General features: G+C 42.1%; 17 protein-coding genes. 7 read left to right on the forward strand and 10 right to left on the reverse strand.

Features of this window, described 5'->3' with window-relative positions:
• Positions 1-825 precede the first annotated feature (825 nt).
• Positions 826-1,197 carry a DUF2237 family protein gene (locus tag V7K84_RS25815; protein ID WP_292719525.1) on the forward strand — a complete coding sequence of 124 codons (372 nt, stop codon included), beginning with the start codon at positions 826-828 and terminating at the stop codon, positions 1,195-1,197.
• Positions 1,198-1,315: 118 nt separating this feature from the next.
• On the opposite strand, the gene V7K84_RS25820 is transcribed toward V7K84_RS25815, so the two are convergent.
• The 6 genes from V7K84_RS25820 to V7K84_RS25845 all read right to left on the reverse strand — a co-directional run bounded on the left by V7K84_RS25820 (position 1,316) and on the right by V7K84_RS25845 (position 7,816).
• Positions 1,316-3,544 carry a hybrid sensor histidine kinase/response regulator gene (locus V7K84_RS25820; protein ID WP_334842296.1) on the reverse strand — a complete coding sequence of 743 codons (2,229 nt, stop codon included), beginning with the start codon at positions 3,542-3,544 and terminating at the stop codon, positions 1,316-1,318.
• 4 nt (positions 3,545-3,548) lie between these two features.
• Positions 3,549-4,121: a chemotaxis protein CheB gene (locus V7K84_RS25825; RefSeq protein WP_334842299.1), complete on the reverse strand. Its 573-nt coding sequence runs from the start codon at positions 4,119-4,121 to the stop codon at positions 3,549-3,551.
• A gap of 64 nt (positions 4,122-4,185) precedes the next feature.
• Positions 4,186-5,049, reverse strand: coding sequence for a metal ABC transporter permease (locus V7K84_RS25830; RefSeq protein WP_334728224.1), 864 nt, complete (start codon positions 5,047-5,049; stop codon positions 4,186-4,188).
• A 24-nt stretch (positions 5,050-5,073) separates the two neighbouring features.
• Complete coding sequence (locus V7K84_RS25835) at positions 5,074-5,853, reverse strand: metal ABC transporter ATP-binding protein (protein WP_334842302.1); 780 nt, start codon at positions 5,851-5,853, stop codon at positions 5,074-5,076.
• Between the two features lie 150 nt (positions 5,854-6,003).
• Positions 6,004-7,005 (reverse strand): metal ABC transporter substrate-binding protein, encoded by a 1,002-nt coding sequence (locus V7K84_RS25840; RefSeq protein WP_334842304.1) that lies wholly within the window; start codon positions 7,003-7,005, stop codon positions 6,004-6,006.
• 670 nt (positions 7,006-7,675) lie between these two features.
• Positions 7,676-7,816 (reverse strand): hypothetical protein, encoded by a 141-nt coding sequence (locus tag V7K84_RS25845; RefSeq protein ID WP_334842448.1) that lies wholly within the window; start codon positions 7,814-7,816, stop codon positions 7,676-7,678.
• On the opposite strand from V7K84_RS25845, the gene V7K84_RS25850 reads away from it, so the two are divergent.
• The 5 genes from V7K84_RS25850 (at position 7,798) to V7K84_RS25870 (ending at position 12,329) form a co-directional block, all read left to right on the forward strand.
• The gene (locus V7K84_RS25850; RefSeq protein ID WP_322637220.1) at positions 7,798-8,298 is read left to right on the forward strand and encodes a DUF2231 domain-containing protein; all 501 of its coding nucleotides are present in this window, start codon (positions 7,798-7,800) and stop codon (positions 8,296-8,298) included. The two genes, V7K84_RS25845 and V7K84_RS25850, sit on opposite strands and share 19 nt — an antisense overlap.
• On the forward strand, positions 8,295-8,912 hold the full coding sequence (locus V7K84_RS25855; protein ID WP_334842307.1) for a DUF2231 domain-containing protein: 618 nt from the start codon (positions 8,295-8,297) through the stop codon (positions 8,910-8,912). The genes V7K84_RS25850 and V7K84_RS25855 overlap by 4 nt, the downstream gene beginning before the upstream one ends.
• An 88-nt stretch (positions 8,913-9,000) precedes the next feature.
• Entirely contained in the window at positions 9,001-9,915 is a 915-nt protein-coding gene (locus tag V7K84_RS25860) for a cytochrome c oxidase subunit II (RefSeq protein WP_334842309.1), read from the forward strand.
• Between the two features lie 13 nt (positions 9,916-9,928).
• Entirely contained in the window at positions 9,929-11,590 is a 1,662-nt protein-coding gene (gene ctaD, locus V7K84_RS25865) for a cytochrome c oxidase subunit I (protein WP_334842310.1), read from the forward strand.
• Positions 11,591-11,726: 136 nt separating this feature from the next.
• Positions 11,727-12,329 carry a cytochrome c oxidase subunit 3 gene (locus tag V7K84_RS25870; RefSeq protein WP_334842311.1) on the forward strand — a complete coding sequence of 201 codons (603 nt, stop codon included), beginning with the start codon at positions 11,727-11,729 and terminating at the stop codon, positions 12,327-12,329.
• 114 nt (positions 12,330-12,443) lie between these two features.
• On the opposite strand, the gene V7K84_RS25875 is transcribed toward V7K84_RS25870, so the two are convergent.
• From V7K84_RS25875 to V7K84_RS25885, 3 genes are all read right to left on the reverse strand, one after another.
• On the reverse strand, positions 12,444-13,040 hold the full coding sequence (locus V7K84_RS25875) for a hypothetical protein (protein WP_292723666.1): 597 nt from the start codon (positions 13,038-13,040) through the stop codon (positions 12,444-12,446).
• A gap of 202 nt (positions 13,041-13,242) precedes the next feature.
• On the reverse strand, positions 13,243-14,595 hold the full coding sequence (locus tag V7K84_RS25880; protein WP_334842314.1) for a helix-hairpin-helix domain-containing protein: 1,353 nt from the start codon (positions 14,593-14,595) through the stop codon (positions 13,243-13,245).
• A 227-nt stretch (positions 14,596-14,822) separates the two neighbouring features.
• A complete protein-coding gene (locus V7K84_RS25885; RefSeq protein ID WP_334842317.1) occupies positions 14,823-14,948 on the reverse strand; it encodes a hypothetical protein in 126 nt (41 codons plus the stop codon).
• Here V7K84_RS25885 and gatA point away from each other — a divergent pair.
• On the forward strand, positions 14,947-16,407 hold the full coding sequence (gene gatA / locus V7K84_RS25890) for an Asp-tRNA(Asn)/Glu-tRNA(Gln) amidotransferase subunit GatA (protein WP_334842319.1): 1,461 nt from the start codon (positions 14,947-14,949) through the stop codon (positions 16,405-16,407). The genes V7K84_RS25885 and gatA overlap by 2 nt on opposite strands.
• 174 nt (positions 16,408-16,581) lie before the next feature.
• On the opposite strand, the gene V7K84_RS25895 is transcribed toward gatA, so the two are convergent.
• Positions 16,582-17,046: a helix-turn-helix domain-containing protein gene (locus V7K84_RS25895; RefSeq protein ID WP_334842322.1), complete on the reverse strand. Its 465-nt coding sequence runs from the start codon at positions 17,044-17,046 to the stop codon at positions 16,582-16,584.
• Positions 17,047-17,267 lie beyond the last annotated feature (221 nt).

Genomic DNA, 17,267 nt, shown 5'->3' on the forward strand with positions numbered 1-17,267 from the left:
GCCGAACCAACCGATGTAGATCCGGTTGTTGGTGCTGGTGATCCATTCGCAGAATCGATCCCATACGTTGGCGCTTTCGCGACGTTGTAAGGTTGCTGTCATGGTTTTATAAGTGCGGTTAGTTATTTATGAATCAGGCGGTTTCGTCTTTGCCTGTGAAACTACTTTACACTGCTTTACAATTTTTAATCAACTTTTGTTACTACAGTAAACCTGATGCTAGTTATTAGTTTTGCTTATTTAAAAGCAAACAAGAAGGCAGGAATAGGCCGAAGTTATCTTTATATATGACATCACATATCTGGTTATATGCCTCTTTAGAATCGGTGTCTGATTTATGTCTACGATTGCTGAATGGGAGTAACCCTCTATTCGCGCAGCCTTTCGTAGAAAAGAGAACAAGAAATTCTGATGTTGGAGGCTACAAGTATTATTTGCTTACTTCTCTGGGAATAATAAGTTTGTATATTACCGCTATTCTAAAAAAATTAACCCTCAGCTTACCACTGAGGGCTTTTTTTGTTTGGCAAAATGGCATATCTGTCAATTAGAGGGTTGCTATGGTATTTGAGTAGGATACATTCCATGCGAAAAGTACTGACTTGCATTACCCCTGGTAGTTAGCCAGGGGTTTTTATTTAAACTGAGAGCGATCGCTCTTAAATATTCTGCTGAGAAATTTATTTTTAGCGATTTTGAGATAGGTAATTTTAGAATTCCCTGCATTTGGAAATTAATTAGCGATCGCGATTTTAATTCAACCAGGGAATTGACAATAAATATAAGCTTATATCAAGTGGAAAAATCAAGTACAACGAATTAACGATGACAGACGCTAAAAATGTAATCGATGGAAACCTAGAGGTTTGCTGTACTTCTCCCATGACTGGGTTTCACCGCGACGGTTTTTGTCGTACAGGTGGTCAAGATTTCGGGTCGCATGTCGTATGTGCCCAAGTGACATCAGAATTCCTGGAGTTCACCAAATCGCAGGGGAACGACCTCAGTACAGCTGTTCCTGATTTTAATTTTCCTGGATTGAAGCCTGGCGATCGCTGGTGTTTGTGTGCTTCTCGCTGGCAAGAAGCTCTAGAAGCTGGCGTTGCTCCACCCGTAATACTTTCAGCAACCCATGCTAGAGCTTTGGAAGTGGTTTCTCTAGACGAACTGAAAAAACATGCCTTAACTTCGTCTTGATTGGGCATAAGAGGCAGAGGTCTAGGGGAACAGAGGGGAAAACTACTGTAACTTCTCCCCTGCTCCCCTGCTCCCCTGCTCCCCTGCTTCCCTGCTTCCCTGCTTTCTCCACTCCAAATCAACTCACTGGAACTTCAATAGGCAGTTCTAATATATTGGCAACCGCAGCAATCAATTTATTGGGGTCAATTGGCTTAGATAAATGCTGCTGAAACCCTGCTGAAAGGGCTTTCAAGCGGTCTTCCTCTCGCGTGTATGCTGTTAAAGCGATCGCGGGGATGCGTCCGCCTTTTTCTGGTTCTAAAGAGCGGAGTTTCCGAATCAGTGTATAACCATCTTGCCCTGACATACCGATGTCGCTAATCAGGATATCTGGTTTTGCTTGTTCAAGTACTGCTAGCGCTTCATCAACGGAAGCTACGGCAGTAGCAAAAGCCCCATACTCCTCAAACATAAAACTGAGAAAGTTACGGGTATCTGCTTCATCATCTACAACTACAACTCTTAATCCAGCAAGGGGCGTCGATGGCACAGACGAAAAAGTTTCTCCTGTCGCTTCTCTACTCGTCCTGCCACCCCTATTGTCTTGTAGCAGTGGTAGTCTCACAGTAAAGGTTGCTCCTTGTCCACTACCTAAACTTTGAGCAAAGATTGTACCTTTGTGCAGTTCCACTAGATGACGGACGATCGCTAATCCTAGCCCTAATCCATTGTGCGATCGCGTTGTGGTACTGTCTGCTTGCCGGAACCGCTCAAATACTTTGGGTAAAAACTCGGAACTGATGCCAATGCCTGTATCGATAACTTGAATTTGGGCGTACTGAGATTTTGAATTTTGAGATTTTGCGGAAAGTTTAAGACTCGGCTCTCGACCATCAGAATTTTCCAAGACGGATTTTAGATTATTGCTTTCTTCAGTGTTTGAAGAATCTAAATTTTCACTATGAGATTCAAATCCAAAATTGTTCGACTGGGTTGTACTGAGGCTTGTGGAAGTAGCGCTCACACCAAAGTCTGAAATCGAAAATCCAAAATGCTTTGATAGCCTAACCTCTACTCTACCGCCTTTAGGGGTAAACTTTATTGCATTAGTTAGTAGGTTCCAGACAATTTGCTGTAGACGGGCTGGATCGCCATAGACTGACCCGATCGAAGTATCCAGCACAGTACTTAATTGAATATCTTTCGGTTCTGCTAGAGGACGAACTGCCTCTAATGCCGCCTCCATCACTGTGAGCAGATTTACCGCAGATACGTTTAACCGCAACTGACCACGGATAATCCGAGATACATCCAAGATATCCTCAATTAGTTGCATCTGAGATATGGCGTTGCGTTCGATCGCCTCCAAAGCGCGGGAAGTGGCTTTTTCGTCAAGTTTCTTGGCGCGGAGAATTTTTGACCAGCCAAGCATTGAGGTTAGAGGTGTGCGGAGTTCGTGGGAGAGAACAGCTAGAAACTCATCTTTCATCCGATTTGCGGCTTCTGCTTCCTGTCTTGCTGTCTGTTCTCGAATCACTTGAGCGCGAACTTCTTCTGCTTGCTTGCGTTCAGTAATATCTTCAAGGGTGCCGACATAACCCAACAATTCCCCTTGACTGGAAAGCATCGGTGATGAGCGAACTTGAACCCAGCGAATGTTACCATGAGCAGCTTGAAAGCGAAATTCTTCTGAGTATTCCCGACCTTCACAAATGTAAGCAGACCAACTAGCGATCGCTCGTTCTTTATCTTCTGGATGAACAGATTCTAGCCATTTCTTTTCTAAACTCTCTGCCGCTTTCAAGCCACAAATTACCTGATAACGGGGATTAGTATATTTACAGTTGCCTTCGGTATCAGTTTCAAAAATGCCAACGGGTGAGCAGGTACTTAGCGATCGGAATCGTTCTTCACTTTGCCTGAGTTCAGTATTCACAGCTACCAGTTGCGCTGTTTGTTGCTTGACGGCTTCTGTTTTCTTAAATAGTTCTACGAATACTATGACTTTAGAAGTCAAAATATTAGGGTCTAGTGGTTTGAGCAGATAATCAACAGCACCCAAGGCATAACCTTTAAACAGCATTTGGTCGCTGGTGCTAAAGGCAGTGAGAAAGATAATTGGAGTGTGACGCGATCGCCCCCGATTACGAATTAAGGTAGCAGTTTCAAAGCCATCCATCCCAGGCATTTGCACATCCAGCAAAATCACCGCAAAGTCTTGATGCAGCAGACACCTCAAAGCTTCTTCCCCGGAAGTAGCTCTCACGAGATTCTCCCCTAATTTTTCTAGGATTGCCTCTAGTGCCAGCAAATTTTCTAGTTTATCATCTACTAGGAGGATGTTGACTTTGGGTTCCATCTGCATCGGTTTATTTCTGTGATGATTGACAAAGCTTGACCATCTGGGAAGCAATGTTTGAGAGTGTCAAAATCCAGTCTACTGTAATAGCAGAAATTGCTGCCTCTGGCATAATGTCGCTCTCCGCTGTGGCAGGTTCTTGTACAATAGTAATTCCTCCCCGCGCTTTTATTTTCTTAAAACCTTGCATACCATCTTGGTTTGCTCCTGTCAATATTACACCAATAACTTCCTCTGTGTAGACATCGGCTGCCGACTCAAACAGCACATCAATAGATGGTCTAGCATAAGAAACAGGCTCATCAGTCGAAAGGGCAAAGTGACCTGGTTCAACCAGTAAATGATAATCTGCTGGGGCTATGTAAACATATCCCGGTAGGATTTCGTCCTTGTCTTCCACTTCTCGAATTTTCAACAAAGTGGATTCTTGTAATAAATCCTGGAGTGTGTTGCTAGACTCTTTATGACGGTGTTGCACGATCGCGATCGGTACAGAGAAGTCTGCTGGTAAATTGCCCAGGATGATTTTCAATGCTGATAATCCGCCTAAAGAAGTACCAATTACCACAATTTTAAACGACACTTGTTTCGCCCTCACACCTGCGGAATGGGGGTTACGTAAATAGCAAAGGCTATTTCATACTGAATCAGTCAGTGTTTTCTTGCTTCTTTGCTCTTACCAATAACCCATGTTTAGGTGCAAAAATCATTGCTATGACAAACAACAAGGTTTGCAACACAACTATGCAACCCCCTGTTGCACCATCGATATGATAGCTGATGTAAGTCCCCATAACACTAGAAAATACACCCGATGCCATTGCAATTAGTATCATGTGGTCGAAGCGGTCTGTTAATAAGTAAGCCGTTGCTCCCGGAGTAACTAACATAGCTACAACCAGAATAATTCCCACTGTCTGGAGTCCGGCGACAGCAGTTAGCGACAGTAATGATAGTAAAATATAGTGCAGCACTCCTGTATTCAAGCCAATGGAACGTGCATGAGTGGGGTCAAAACAAAATAATAGTAAGTCTTTGCGTAAAACAGCTATTGTTACTAAAGTAATTACGCTAATAATCACCGTTTGGATAATGTCTTCATTAGAAATACCTAAGACATTCCCAAACAAAATATGCGTCAAGTCAACGCTGCTTGGAGTTTTGGAAACTAGTACCAAACCCAGAGCGAAAAATCCTGTAAATACAAGTCCAATGACAGTATCTTCCTTAATTCTCGTCTTCGCTTTGATATAACCGATCGCAATAACTGAACCCACTCCAAAGACAAAAGCGCCCACAGCAAAAGGGATATTTAAAACATAAGCAATTACAACCCCAGGCATTACCGCATGGGAAACAGCATCTCCCATTAATGCCCAACCTTTGAGGGTCATAAAACAAGATAAAACAGAACAGACCACCCCAACTAAAGCACTTACACAAATTGCCTTCACCATGAATTCATGCTGTAGGGGTGTGGTTAACCAGTCTAAGAATGCAAGAGTATTCATATTTTTAACAATATTAATTAATGATTAATCAGATTCATTTTGATTTCTGCGGATTATCTGGCTTTTGCTGAGGGATAAATCTCCCAGAGAACCGCCAAAAGTGCGTGAGAGATTTTCTTCTGTGAAGACTTCGGATGTATCACCATAAGCTAAAATAGTCCGATTAATTAGTACTACTTGGTCACAGAAAGTAGTTATAGAAGCCAAATCATGAGTAGAAATCAAAATTGTATGACCTTCTTCTCGCAATTCCAGCAATAAGTCAATCATCGCTTTTTCTGTTTTGATGTCTACCCCAGTAAAAGGTTCATCTAATAGTAAAACTGTTCCTTTTTGTGCTAAAGCACGGGCGAGAAAGGCACGTTTTTTCTGCCCGCCAGAGAGTTCTCCAATTTGGCGATCGCGCATTGACCACATTTGCACCCTTTCCAAACTCTCCCTCACCACTCTTTGATCGTTCGCCGACGGAATTCGCAGTATATTCATGTATCCGTAGCGTCCCATCATCACCACATCATGGACACTTACTGGAAAATTCCAGTCTACTTCTTCCGACTGTGGTACATAAGCAACCAAGCTTTTTTTTTGTACAGTTTTTATCGGTAAACCATTAATCAAAACCCGTCCTGTAACTGGCTTCAAAAAACCCATAATCGCCTTAAACAGGGTTGATTTACCGCTACCATTCATCCCCACTAAACCACTAATTGAACCTGCTTGAATTTGCAAAGAAGCGCCATGTAAAGCAACTTTGCCGTGGTAAGCAACTGTCAAATTTTCGACATCAATACTAGTAGATTTCACTAAAAATCACCTCTAAGATTAATCATTAGTTTGTAATGAGCGGCTCCAGCCTTTTTTGCGAATACTTAACATTTTCTAGAGAACAAAATAGGACTTTAGTCCTTACTACAAGCTAATTCTAAATAATTAAATTTATTCTTGCATACTTGCTCACTTTTCCTCTAATCCCTGAGTTAGAGTATTAATATTAAGTTCTAGCAACTTGAGATAAGTTGGTGCTGGCCCATTCGCTGGAGAGAGGGAATCAACATAAAACACTCCACCAAACCTTGCTCCCGATTCTCTAGCTACCTGACGTTGCGCTCCATCATTGACTGTACTTTCACAGAAAACTACAGGTATTTTATTTTTTTTAACTATATCAATGACTTTTTCTAGCTGTTTGGGAGTAGCTTGTTGTTCAGAGTTGACTGCCCAGAGATAAGCTTCTTTCAAGCCATAATCGCGGGTAACGTATGAGAACGCGCCTTCACAGCTGACCATGTAGCGCTTGTCTGCTGGAACTACCGATACGGCTTTTCGCAGTTTCTCATCGACTTCCTTAATTTTTTGGCTGTATACTTTGGCGTTGGTGTTATAAGTCTCTGCATTCGCTGAGTCCAAATTAACCAATGCCTTGCGAATATTATCTACGTAAATCAAGGCATTTTGTGGTGACATCCAAGCATGGGGATTAGGCTTCCCTTTGTAGGCATCCTCCGTAATTTCTACAGGTTTAATTCCCTCACTTAGAGTAACGTGAGGTACATTAGGGATGCTATTATACAATTTCTGTGCCCAACGCTCTAAATTTAGACCATTATTCAAAATTAAGTCTGCTTTTTGTGCCCTCACCAAATCGCTAGGAGTTGGTTCGTAACCATGAATTTCCGCCCCTGGTTTGGTCAAAGATTCAACAATCGCCTTGTCTCCCGCTACGTTTTGCGCCATATCTGCAATAACTGTAAAGGTGGTAAGAACCACTTTTTTACCTTTTTTATCTAGGTTGCTGGTGCTAGTTGTGCTTGAGTTTGGAGTTAACTGTGATTGAGAATTGGAGGTTGACGGGCTACACCCACTCAAACACAGCCCCAATAGCAGCACAGACGCTACAACCAATTTTTGTCCATGCTGCGGTAGTTGCATCTGAAAGTTATTGATATTAAATCTCATTATAGCAATTTCATAATCTTCTCACTTTTGTCTCACTTTAGCAGAAGTAAGTTAAAAATGAAAGAATTATGAAAATAATATCAGAGAAAAAAGCCAACCTGTTGCAATAAACTATATTTCTGAGTTCTGACTTAACCTTGATTTCTTACTTTTCTTTTTTTAAGGGGCTTTCTGAGTAGTTCAAATATTTTTGTTATTTGCATCACAAACTAATATTTTCTTATTGTGAAATACCTTACAGACAAATATTCTATTTCGAGTTTTTTATATTTAAAAAAATGCAAAAATAAATACATTGTGAAAATAGTTTTTTGTTTGTAGACTAACTTTTAAAAGTTTAATATTTATTGTTTTGACAATTCATAAAAATTTACTTAAGCTAAAGGATAGGTTAAGCAAATCAACAAACGACAGCGATTTGATTTAGCTACATCAAGAATTGCTGTTGCAGACTATTGGCATAAGGAAATGAATCAAAACAAAAATTATTCCATGTAGGCAATTTAACCAAATTTGGCTACAAAAAGCTAAGACATGATTAAGCGTATTGAACCGCGCAGATATTGAACAGAATCCGATCAATTATGGATGGATACTTGTGGTGATGTTAGTGAGTATCCATAAATTATTGAAGCTTGACTAGCGATTTTAGATTTTTGATTAGGGTCTTCTAGTTTATATCTCGTCTGGGACGGAATAAATCTAAAAGACGCTCGCTAAGACTGCGCGATCGCCAATCCAAAATCCAAAATTTATTGACCAAAGTGCGGTAGATATGTCTAGGAGAAGACGATGATTGAGTATTTGACATCCTTGAACGACCACAATTTGCCCTATCCAGATACGATTCATCCCATCGTTGTCCACTTCGTAATTGCGATGGTGTTGTTTTCCTTCTTCTGCGATGTAATTGGCTATTTTACTGGTAAATCCGGTCTTTTTGAGGTGAGTTGGTGGAATATGTTAGTTGCCACGATCGCCATCTTCGTCGCGATCATTTTTGGTCAGTTTGAAGCAGGATTAGCACAGCCTTACAGTTTAGCGAAATCGGTGCTGAATTTACATACGCTAATTGGTTGGTCGCTTTCAGGAATTATCACAGCGATTACAGCTTGGCGCTATGTAATTCGTGCCCGCAATCCCCAAAAAGTACCGATTTATTATTTGGGAGCCGGACTAATTTTAACCTTAATAGTTGGCTTACAAGTATATCTCGGCGATGAGCTTGTTTGGGTATATGGATTGCATACCGTACCAGTTGTGGAAGCAGTAAAGGATGGTGTGTTGCGATGAACTCAGAATTGATTAACCAATTAACCGACTCTCTAGGCGCAAACGGATTACCTTACACAATTCCCATTCATCCCAACTTAGTCCATCTGACAATAGGTTTATTCATCATTGCGATGACCTTTGATATTGTTGGTGTTCTCTTCCCCTTTGAAAAATGGGTCTTCAAATTTTTGGCAATTACTGTCGAACGCGACAACTTATTTGATGTCGGCTGGTACAACATGTTAGCTGCCAGCATCATCACATTTTTCACAGTGGGAGCAGGCTTTTACGAAATGCTATTGGCAACACCACCAGCGGATCTGAAGAGTGCCTGGGGATTGCAGGCAATGGAAACTATGCTTTGGCATGGTGTAGGTGGTGTGTTCTTATTAGCGCTGATTGTTGGCATGACCATCTGGAGAGCATGGCAGCGCTTCGTTTGGGGCAAACAAGAATATAAACAGACAGATAGAGAAGTGCAATGGATCTATCTGTTCGCAGGCATAGCAATCATGTTCATTCTGTACATCCACGGCACACTAGGAGCGCAACTAGCCGCCGAATTTGGCGTACATAATACAGCAGATAATTTGCTGCGATCGCACCAAGACCTCAATACAACACTCAAGTAAGTCATTTGTCCTTAGTCCTTAGTCATTTGTCCTTTGACTAATACCCAATGCCCCATGGCCAATTCCCAATGCCCAATAACCAAAGACCATGAAAATCCAGAAGATTTTAAATATTTTGACGCTGCTTACAGGCGCGATCGCAGTGACTTCTATGAGTCTCTGGATCGGCAAGCAGTCTTACTCTTGGCTTCCTCCCCAAGCAGCAGCCGAATCCCTACTGATTGATGATTTGATTAGCTTTTTAGTAACCCTCGGTGCCTTCATCTTCTTGGGAGTAACAAGTACTCTGATGTATTCTGTCATCTTCCATCGGGCAGTCAAAGATGACTTCACTGACGGCCCCCCGATTGAAGGTAACGTCGCCTTGGAAGTTGTCTGGACAGCAATCCCAATTCTGTTAGTCTTTTGGATTGCAAGCTACAGCTACCAAGTTTACGAACAAATGGGAATTCAAGGCCCATCGGAAATAGTTCACTTGCATAATCCCCTGGCAATGGAATCAGCTTATGCAGCACCAGCTAAAGCCTTAGCAGAACCCGTTGAGAAAATCGACGTACTAGCTAAACAGTGGGCGTGGGTTTTTCATTACCCAGAAAGAGATATTACCAGTACCGAATTGCATTTACCAAGCGATCGCCGGATACGTTTAGCACTGAAATCACAAGACGTTCTCCACGGCTTCTATATTCCTGCGTTCCGCCTCAAGCAGGATATTATCCCTAACCACGCGATCGACTTTGAATTTACTCCCATCCGCCCCGGCAAATACCGATTGACCGATTCTCAATACAGCGGTACATACTTTGCGACGATGCAAGCGAATGTAGTTGTTGAATCTCCTGAAGATTATCAGCAGTGGCTAGCGCAAGCTGCAACTCAAAAGCCATCCCCAGCAAAGAATCAAGCGGCTTCTGAGTATGCTCAAACATCCAATCAATCAGTCCAAACTGGTTGGGTTACAGTTCCACCTGCTGCACCTCCTCTAGTCAATTCACCTGGTTGAAAGGAAAGTAACCATGACTAATGTTCCTATTGAAGGCATCCTTCTCCCTGATGAGAAGCCTAACCACGAATCTCCGAGTAGCTGGAAAGAATACTTCAGCTTTAGTACTGACCACAAGGTAATTGGTATCCAGTATCTCGTTACCTCATTTTTCTTCTTTCTCGTCGGCGGTATATTTGCGATGGTGATGCGGGGAGAACTGATGACACCCGAATCAGATTTAGTCGATCGCACCGTCTATAACGGTATGTTCACCATGCACGGCACTGTGATGCTGTTTTTGTGGACATTTCCCTCACTCGTTGGTTTTGCCAACTATCTAGTGCCCCTGATGATTGGGGCGCGAGATATGGCATTTCCCCGCCTGAATGCCGTCGCCTTTTGGATGGTACCGGTAGTTGGGATTTTGATGATGGGTAGCTTCTTTGTCCCTGGAGGCCCAGCCCAAGCCGGTTGGTGGTCTTACCCACCAGTCAGTCTCCAGAATCCCACAGGTAACTTGATTAATGGTCAAGTTCTCTGGCTGTTAGCAGTGGCAATATCCGGCGTATCCTCGATTATGGGGGCAGTGAACTTTGTCACCACCATCGTCAAGATGCGGGCCCCAGGAATGGGCTTCTTCAAAATGCCGTTGTTTGTCTGGGCAGTATTTAGCGCCCAAATCATTCAACTATTTGGACTGCCAGCATTGACAGCTGGTGCGGTGATGCTGCTACTCGACCTCACAGCTGGCACTGCCTTTTTTGACCCCGCCAAGGGTGGAAATCCAGTGATGTTCCAGCATTATTTCTGGTTCTACTCTCACCCAGCCGTTTACGTGATTATTTTGCCTGTCTTCGGCATTTTCTCAGAAATCTTCCCAGTTTATTCACGTAAACCCTTATTTGGTTACAAAGTAGTTGCCGTTTCATCCATTTTGATTGCAGCAGTCAGTGGCATTGTTTGGGTACACCACATGTACGTCAGCGGTACACCAGGCTGGATGCGGTTGATTTTCATGCTGACAACGATGTGCGTGTCTGTCCCCACAGGAATTAAAGTATTTGCTTGGGTAGCAACTATTTGGGGAGGTAAACTGCGGCTAAATACCGCCATGCTGTTTGCCTTGGGCGGATTAATCATGTTTGTGTTCGCAGGAATCACAGGCATTATGCTTTCCTCCGTGCCCGTTGATGTCCACGTTAATAATACCTACTTTGTAGTCGGACACTTCCACTACGTCCTCTACGGCACCGTGACGATGGGCTTATTTGCAGCCATCTATCACTGGTTCCCCAAAATGACTGGAAGGATGTACTCCGAAAGCTGGGGTAAAATCCACTTTTGGTTGGCCTTCATCGGCACCAACCTCAACTTTTTGCCTATGCACCCCTTGGGATTGCAAGGAATGTTACGCCGAGTTGCTTCTTACGCCCCAGAGTACCAATTCTGGAACATCATCGCCAGCCTCGGTGGATTTCTCTTAGGAATGTCCACCTTGCCCTTCATATTCAACATGGTGATTTCTTGGATGCAAGGCGAGAAAGCACCCGCTAATCCTTGGAGAGCAATCGGACTAGAGTGGTTAGTTTCTTCACCCCCTCCAGTAGAAAACTTTGAAGAAACTCCCATCATCATCTCCGAACCCTACGGCTACGGCAAATCAGAACCCCTAACAGCCAACCTCCCAGAATAACGCCAACCATTGGGAAGACGCAAAAAGCCTCTGCGTACCTCTGCGCTTCCCTCCGCGACGGCAGTCGCTCATGGGGGAGACCCCCAAGACCGCGCTGCCTCTCCTTTGCGTTTCAAACTCCCCCTCAAAAACCAAAATGGACAGCTATATCAATTCCCACGAATTGCCCCACACAGCCGCAGAACATACCCACGACGAAGAAGGCAACAAAATGTTTGGCTTCATCGTCTTCCTCCTCTCAGAAAGCGTCATTTTCTTAAGTTTTTTCGCTGGATATGCCATCTACAAAACAACAACCCCTAACTGGCTACCAGCAGGTGTTTCTGGACTAGAAATAAAAGAACCAGCAATCAACACAGTAATTCTTGTTGCTAGTAGCTTTGTAATTTACTTAGCAGAACGCGCCCTTCAACGCCACGACTTAGTAAAATATCGTTTGTTTCTATTGGCAACAATGGCAATGGGAACTTACTTTTTAGTTGGCCAAGCGATTGAATGGAACGGCCTCGCCTTTGGTTTCACCTCTGGGGTATTTGGTGGAACCTTCTATCTGCTTACAGGCTTCCACGGTTTGCACGTTTTTACAGGTATCCTGTTGCAGTTAATAATTTTGATCCGTTCTTTCATCCCTGGAAACTACGACACAGGTCACTTCGGCGTCAATGCAACTTCATTGTTTTGGCACTTCGTCGATGTTATCTGGATTATTTTGTTTGTCCTTATCTATGTTTGGCAGTAAAGATTGATGGGAAGGAAAACCCAGATAATTTCTCTGGGTTGGTGTATGTGGCATTGTTAATTACTTTTATGCCCCATACACCATTCACTGTAATAACTATATTTGGGTCTTAGCTCAACCTTTCAAATTCACCTTCTCCTCAAACTTTGATCCATCTTGATGAGATAAAAATTTTTCACTACTGTGATAACTTCTTCGCCATTGTTCGAGCTTATCTATAGATATTGATTTAGATGTGACATTCACACCATTTCCTCGCCAAGCAACTTCTGCATCTGTTGTGAAAACCCCGCACTCTAATTGGTCTAGCCTCATATTCCAATATTCGCTAAATCTACCTTTTAAAGTGATAACTTGCTCAAATACCTTGTTTCTATGCTTATTTCTTCTTTTTCGTTCTGTTGCTCCAGTTGCTTCTGTATCAATAAACTTAGTTTCAATTAAAAACAGACTACCTTTAAAGGTTAGGAAGACAAAATCACATTTTCCTAAATCTGTATAGTCTGAAATTGGAGACTTTTCAAACAACAGCAATTCAGCACACGAAGGAAACAATTCTTTAATATTCAGAAATAAATAAGCTTGCAATAGAAGTTCCTTATCATAAGGAAACAAGATTACTCCTTCAAAAAATTTTTGAATGTCATCGTGAGTTTGGGGTTGAATTTTTTTACAGTATGAAACAAATCTATGTAGCTCGTTGACGATCATCAAGTTCTAACTCCTTCCCCCGATCGCAGCCTTAAGGGTCTTAGCATAAAAAGATACCACTCCCTCAAAGAAATTATCATCAGCATAAGTAACTAAAAAAACGATTAAAATCCTCAATACTTAAGACAATTTACTGTTGACAGTTCAATAAAACTAATTTTCAAGCTGCTTTTCAGTATTGGTGGATTTTTTACACCTGGCCTCAGCTACCAGTCAGCGATTTTATATGAGCAGGAAAACTGGCATTTTGCAAAGCTTGAACAGTTATTCGAGAATCTTGTACGCAAAATTGCCAACCTAAGCGAACAAGTTTACGAGAAGTTTCAGTTTGAATAATTCCAATTACTGGCATTTTTGCCTTTTCTTTGTCTACTGAATGATCTTGTAAAATCGTTTTCAAGCGATGTAAATCTTCCATATTACCTGCTTGCTGGGGATTTAATTCCACCATTACCATTTGTACTGTTTCCACTGGTTCTGCATCTTCAAGAATAAATTGAGTTTGCTCGTCACGTCGGTCTACTTTTCCCCAAATAATCAATCTAGTATCAACTTGGAGTATGGAACTAATGCGTTCGTAAGTTTTCGGAAAAACTACAGCTTCTGATTGTGTAGTTAGGTCTTCTATTTGCAAGATTGCCATCTGATCGCCTTTTTTCGTCACCACTTTTTTCACGTTATTTAACATCACAACTGCACAAAGCCTCGTTTCTTCTCTTTGATCTGCCAGTTGGGAAAGGTTAATTGGTGTCAAAAGTGGTGCTATTTGTCGTAAGGATTTCAGGGGATGATCTGATACATAAAAGCCTAGTAATTCTTTCTCCTTTTGCAACTTTTCCTGGGGGGTAAAATCCATTATAGGTTTAGATTTTGGAGCAGTTTCAAAGGCATTACTTGCTCTTTTATTCTGAGTCGCAGAAAAGCCGTCGCCCAATAAATCAAATAGATTCCCTTGACCACTAGCTCTATCTTTCGCACGAGATTGTGCCCAATCATACACTAATTCTGAGTCGTTAATTAACTGTTGGCGGTTAGATTCAATTTTGTCAAAGGCTCCACAGTAAATCAACGACTCCAGAGTTCGGCGGTTAACAGCACGCAAATCCACGCGATCGCAAAAATCAGCTAGTGATTTAAATTCTCCTGTCTCATTTCTCGCCTCCAAAATACAAGCGATCGCATTTTGTCCCACGTTACGCACTGCCGAAAATCCAAACAGAATCTTTCCTGCCGTTGGCGTAAAATCAACACCAGAACGATTGATATCTGGCGGATCTATGGATATCCCCATATTTGTACAGTTAGTAATGTATCTCTGTACCTTATCGGTATCGCCACTGTTCGCTGTTAACAGCGCCGCCATATATTCCAATGGGTAATTAGCTTTTAAATATGCTGTTTGATATGTTACATAACCATAGGCTGTCGAATGGGATTTATTGAAACAATTAGCAGCTATTAAGCCATTTTTTATGGTAAAATTATGGTCGCGTTCAACCCCAATGTCATAAACATTTTGTTTGGCTAAATATTTACGTGTGGCTATTTTTATCATCCTACCTTACCTCGAAAAATTTTGTGGAATCGAATAAAATTATGAAGTTTGTAGTATTAATAAGGTTGTAATACAAAATTATATCATTAGAAAACACTGCTATACTCTTACACAAAAGTAGCCAATATATATGAAAAGTTTGGCAAACTATTCAATAGATGGTTGATAGCCATGTATTTGCTGTTTTTAAAAACGTATTAAACACATTTCAATACATATTAATCCGCTTAGTCAAATGAATCGGGAATGACAAGCAGAGGAAAATAAGCAATGCTCAAAGCCCAATAACCAATACCCAATTTTGACCAATATGTACTAGAATCAATGACTTGAGTCACAAAGAGAGCAATCATGGCATCCATCCGCGAGTTGCACCAACAGCTGGTTAAAAAAGAACGTTCTGCCGTTGAAATTACCCAAGAAGCTTTAGAGCGCATTCAAGCGTTAGAGCCGAAATTGCACAGCTTTTTATGTGTGACGGCAGACCGGGCATTAGAGCAGGCGGGTGCTGTGGATGCCAAAATTGCCGCAGGAGAAGAAATTGGGCTGCTAGCGGGCATTCCTGTGGGGATCAAGGACAATATGTGTACCAAGGGGATTCCTACCACCTGTGCCTCCCGGATTTTGGAAAATTTTGTGCCGCCTTATGAATCAACGGCGACGCAAAAACTGGCAGATGCTGGGGCAGTAATGGTTGGCAAAACCAACTTGGATGAGTTTGCAATGGGTAGTTCCACAGAAAACTCTGCCTATCAAGTCACGGCTAATCCTTGGGATTTGTCACGAGTTCCAGGTGGTTCTTCAGGGGGTTCGGCGGCGGCGGTGTCTGCCCAAGAATGTGTAGTTGCTCTCGGTTCTGATACTGGCGGTTCGATTCGCCAACCTGCATCTTTCTGTGGTGTGGTGGGGATGAAACCCACTTATGGTTTGGTTTCTCGTTATGGTTTGGTGGCTTACGCTTCGTCTTTGGATCAAATTGGGCCATTTGGAAACACAGTAGAAGATGCGGCAATTTTATTAAGTGCGATCGCAGGTTACGATCCCAAAGACTCTACTAGCCTAAAAGTTGCCATTCCCAACTATGCTGCTAGCTTAAAACCAAACTTCAAACCCAGAGGTCAACTGAGAATTGGTATCATTAAAGAAACTTTTGGTGAAGGTTTAGACCCTGTAGTGGAACAAGCTGTTACCAAAGCAGTAGATCAACTACAAAGCTTGGGAGCGGAAATTCATATAATTTCTTGTCCCCGTTTTCGGTATGGCTTACCCACCTACTACATTATCGCCCCATCCGAAGCATCAGCAAACCTGGCTCGTTACGATGGCGTGAAATATGGGTATCGCGCTCCTGATGCCGATAATCTGCTATCAATGTACACTCGTACCCGTGCCGCTGGTTTTGGTACAGAAGTCAAACGCCGGATTATGATTGGCACTTACGCCCTTTCGGCTGGCTATTATGACGCTTACTACCTGAAAGCGCAAAAAGTCCGTACTTTGATTAAGCAAGACTTTGAAAAGGCTTTTGGTGCAGTTGATGTGTTAGTTTGTCCCACATCTCCCACTACAGCATTCAAAGCAGGGGAAAAAACTACTGACCCCTTGAGTATGTATCTAACTGACTTGATGACTATTCCTGTGAATCTTGCTGGTTTACCTAGTTTAAGTTTGCCATGTGGTTTTGACGAACAGGGGCTACCGATAGGATTACAGCTAATTGGCAATGTTCTGCGAGAAGACCAATTATTTCAGGTAGCTTATGCTTATGAGCAATCTACTACTTGGCATCTGCGTAAACCGCAAATATCTTGAAAATTGTCATTTGTCGCTTGTACTGAGCTTGTCCTGAGCGTAGCCGAAGGGCGTAGTCGTTGGCGCAGCCTCTCCAAGAGTTGTATTGGTCATTTGTCATAGATTCTTAATTCTTCTCCTCTACTCAGTAGAGACGCGATTAATCGCGTCTCTCCACTCTTTCTGCTTTTTTGGTCATTTGTTAGTCTGATTACTGACTATTGACTGTTGATTATTATCTTCTGGAGTCAGGGATTCAGCTGTAAGCTGTGGATTAAGTATATGAAGAAGACCAGCAGATGCACCGACCAATAATAAAATATAGGTCAGAACAAGAGGTATGTATGTATTTTGTTTGTTGTCTGAATTGTGGTAAGCATTTTTAGAATCTTGACAGACAACATTGGTTATAAGGCTGTACGATAAAGCATTTCCATCCAGCCCTAAAGCATCTCCATAACGACGGATGAATCCTTGCAGAAAAATCGGCTCAGGCAATTCTTCAAATCGATCTTCTTCTAACGCTTGCAAAATACCTACTCGAAGCATTGTCTGAGAGGCTATTTCTTCTATGCGAATAGATTTTTCTTGTCTTACTTGTCGCAAGCGTGTGGTTATTTCCTTTAGTTGCTCTACTTGAGCTTCATTTAAGAGCGTCACAGTCTTCTCCTGTATGGGCTAATTCTACTATTCATTGAGAAGACTTCAATCCGCATACGTAATTTTACTGAATATTTGATTTTAGGATAATTTTTTTTGAGAATGGCTTAATCCTGGATTGTAAAATGCTAGTCGAACTCCCGGTAAGTATAGTTTTAGTTGTAATTAATACTTTTGCTTTGCAAAATTTGGGCGCGAAAATCAAAAAATAGTAATTTATC

Source organism: Nostoc sp. (assembly GCF_036917315.1).
Lineage (GTDB): Bacteria > Cyanobacteriota > Cyanobacteriia > Cyanobacteriales > Nostocaceae > Nostoc.

What these genes read in the sequence shown, in the direction of transcription:
- V7K84_RS25815 (WP_292719525.1), top strand. Translation starts at nt 826, where the DNA reads ATGACAGACGCTAAAAATGTAATCGATGGAAACCTAGAGGTTTGCTGT.
- V7K84_RS25820 (WP_334842296.1), bottom strand. Translation starts at nt 3,544, where the DNA reads ATGCAGATGGAACCCAAAGTCAACATCCTCCTAGTAGATGATAAACTA.
- V7K84_RS25830 (WP_334728224.1), bottom strand. Translation starts at nt 5,049, where the DNA reads ATGAATACTCTTGCATTCTTAGACTGGTTAACCACACCCCTACAGCAT.
- V7K84_RS25840 (WP_334842304.1), bottom strand. Translation starts at nt 7,005, where the DNA reads ATGAGATTTAATATCAATAACTTTCAGATGCAACTACCGCAGCATGGA.
- V7K84_RS25850 (WP_322637220.1), top strand. Translation starts at nt 7,798, where the DNA reads ATGATTGAGTATTTGACATCCTTGAACGACCACAATTTGCCCTATCCA.
- V7K84_RS25845 (WP_334842448.1), bottom strand. Translation starts at nt 7,816, where the DNA reads ATGTCAAATACTCAATCATCGTCTTCTCCTAGACATATCTACCGCACT.
- V7K84_RS25855 (WP_334842307.1), top strand. Translation starts at nt 8,295, where the DNA reads ATGAACTCAGAATTGATTAACCAATTAACCGACTCTCTAGGCGCAAAC.
- V7K84_RS25860 (WP_334842309.1), top strand. Translation starts at nt 9,001, where the DNA reads ATGAAAATCCAGAAGATTTTAAATATTTTGACGCTGCTTACAGGCGCG.
- ctaD (WP_334842310.1), top strand. Translation starts at nt 9,929, where the DNA reads ATGACTAATGTTCCTATTGAAGGCATCCTTCTCCCTGATGAGAAGCCT.
- V7K84_RS25870 (WP_334842311.1), top strand. Translation starts at nt 11,727, where the DNA reads ATGGACAGCTATATCAATTCCCACGAATTGCCCCACACAGCCGCAGAA.
- V7K84_RS25875 (WP_292723666.1), bottom strand. Translation starts at nt 13,040, where the DNA reads ATGATCGTCAACGAGCTACATAGATTTGTTTCATACTGTAAAAAAATT.
- V7K84_RS25880 (WP_334842314.1), bottom strand. Translation starts at nt 14,595, where the DNA reads ATGATAAAAATAGCCACACGTAAATATTTAGCCAAACAAAATGTTTAT.
- gatA (WP_334842319.1), top strand. Translation starts at nt 14,947, where the DNA reads ATGGCATCCATCCGCGAGTTGCACCAACAGCTGGTTAAAAAAGAACGT.
- V7K84_RS25885 (WP_334842317.1), bottom strand. Translation starts at nt 14,948, where the DNA reads ATGATTGCTCTCTTTGTGACTCAAGTCATTGATTCTAGTACATATTGG.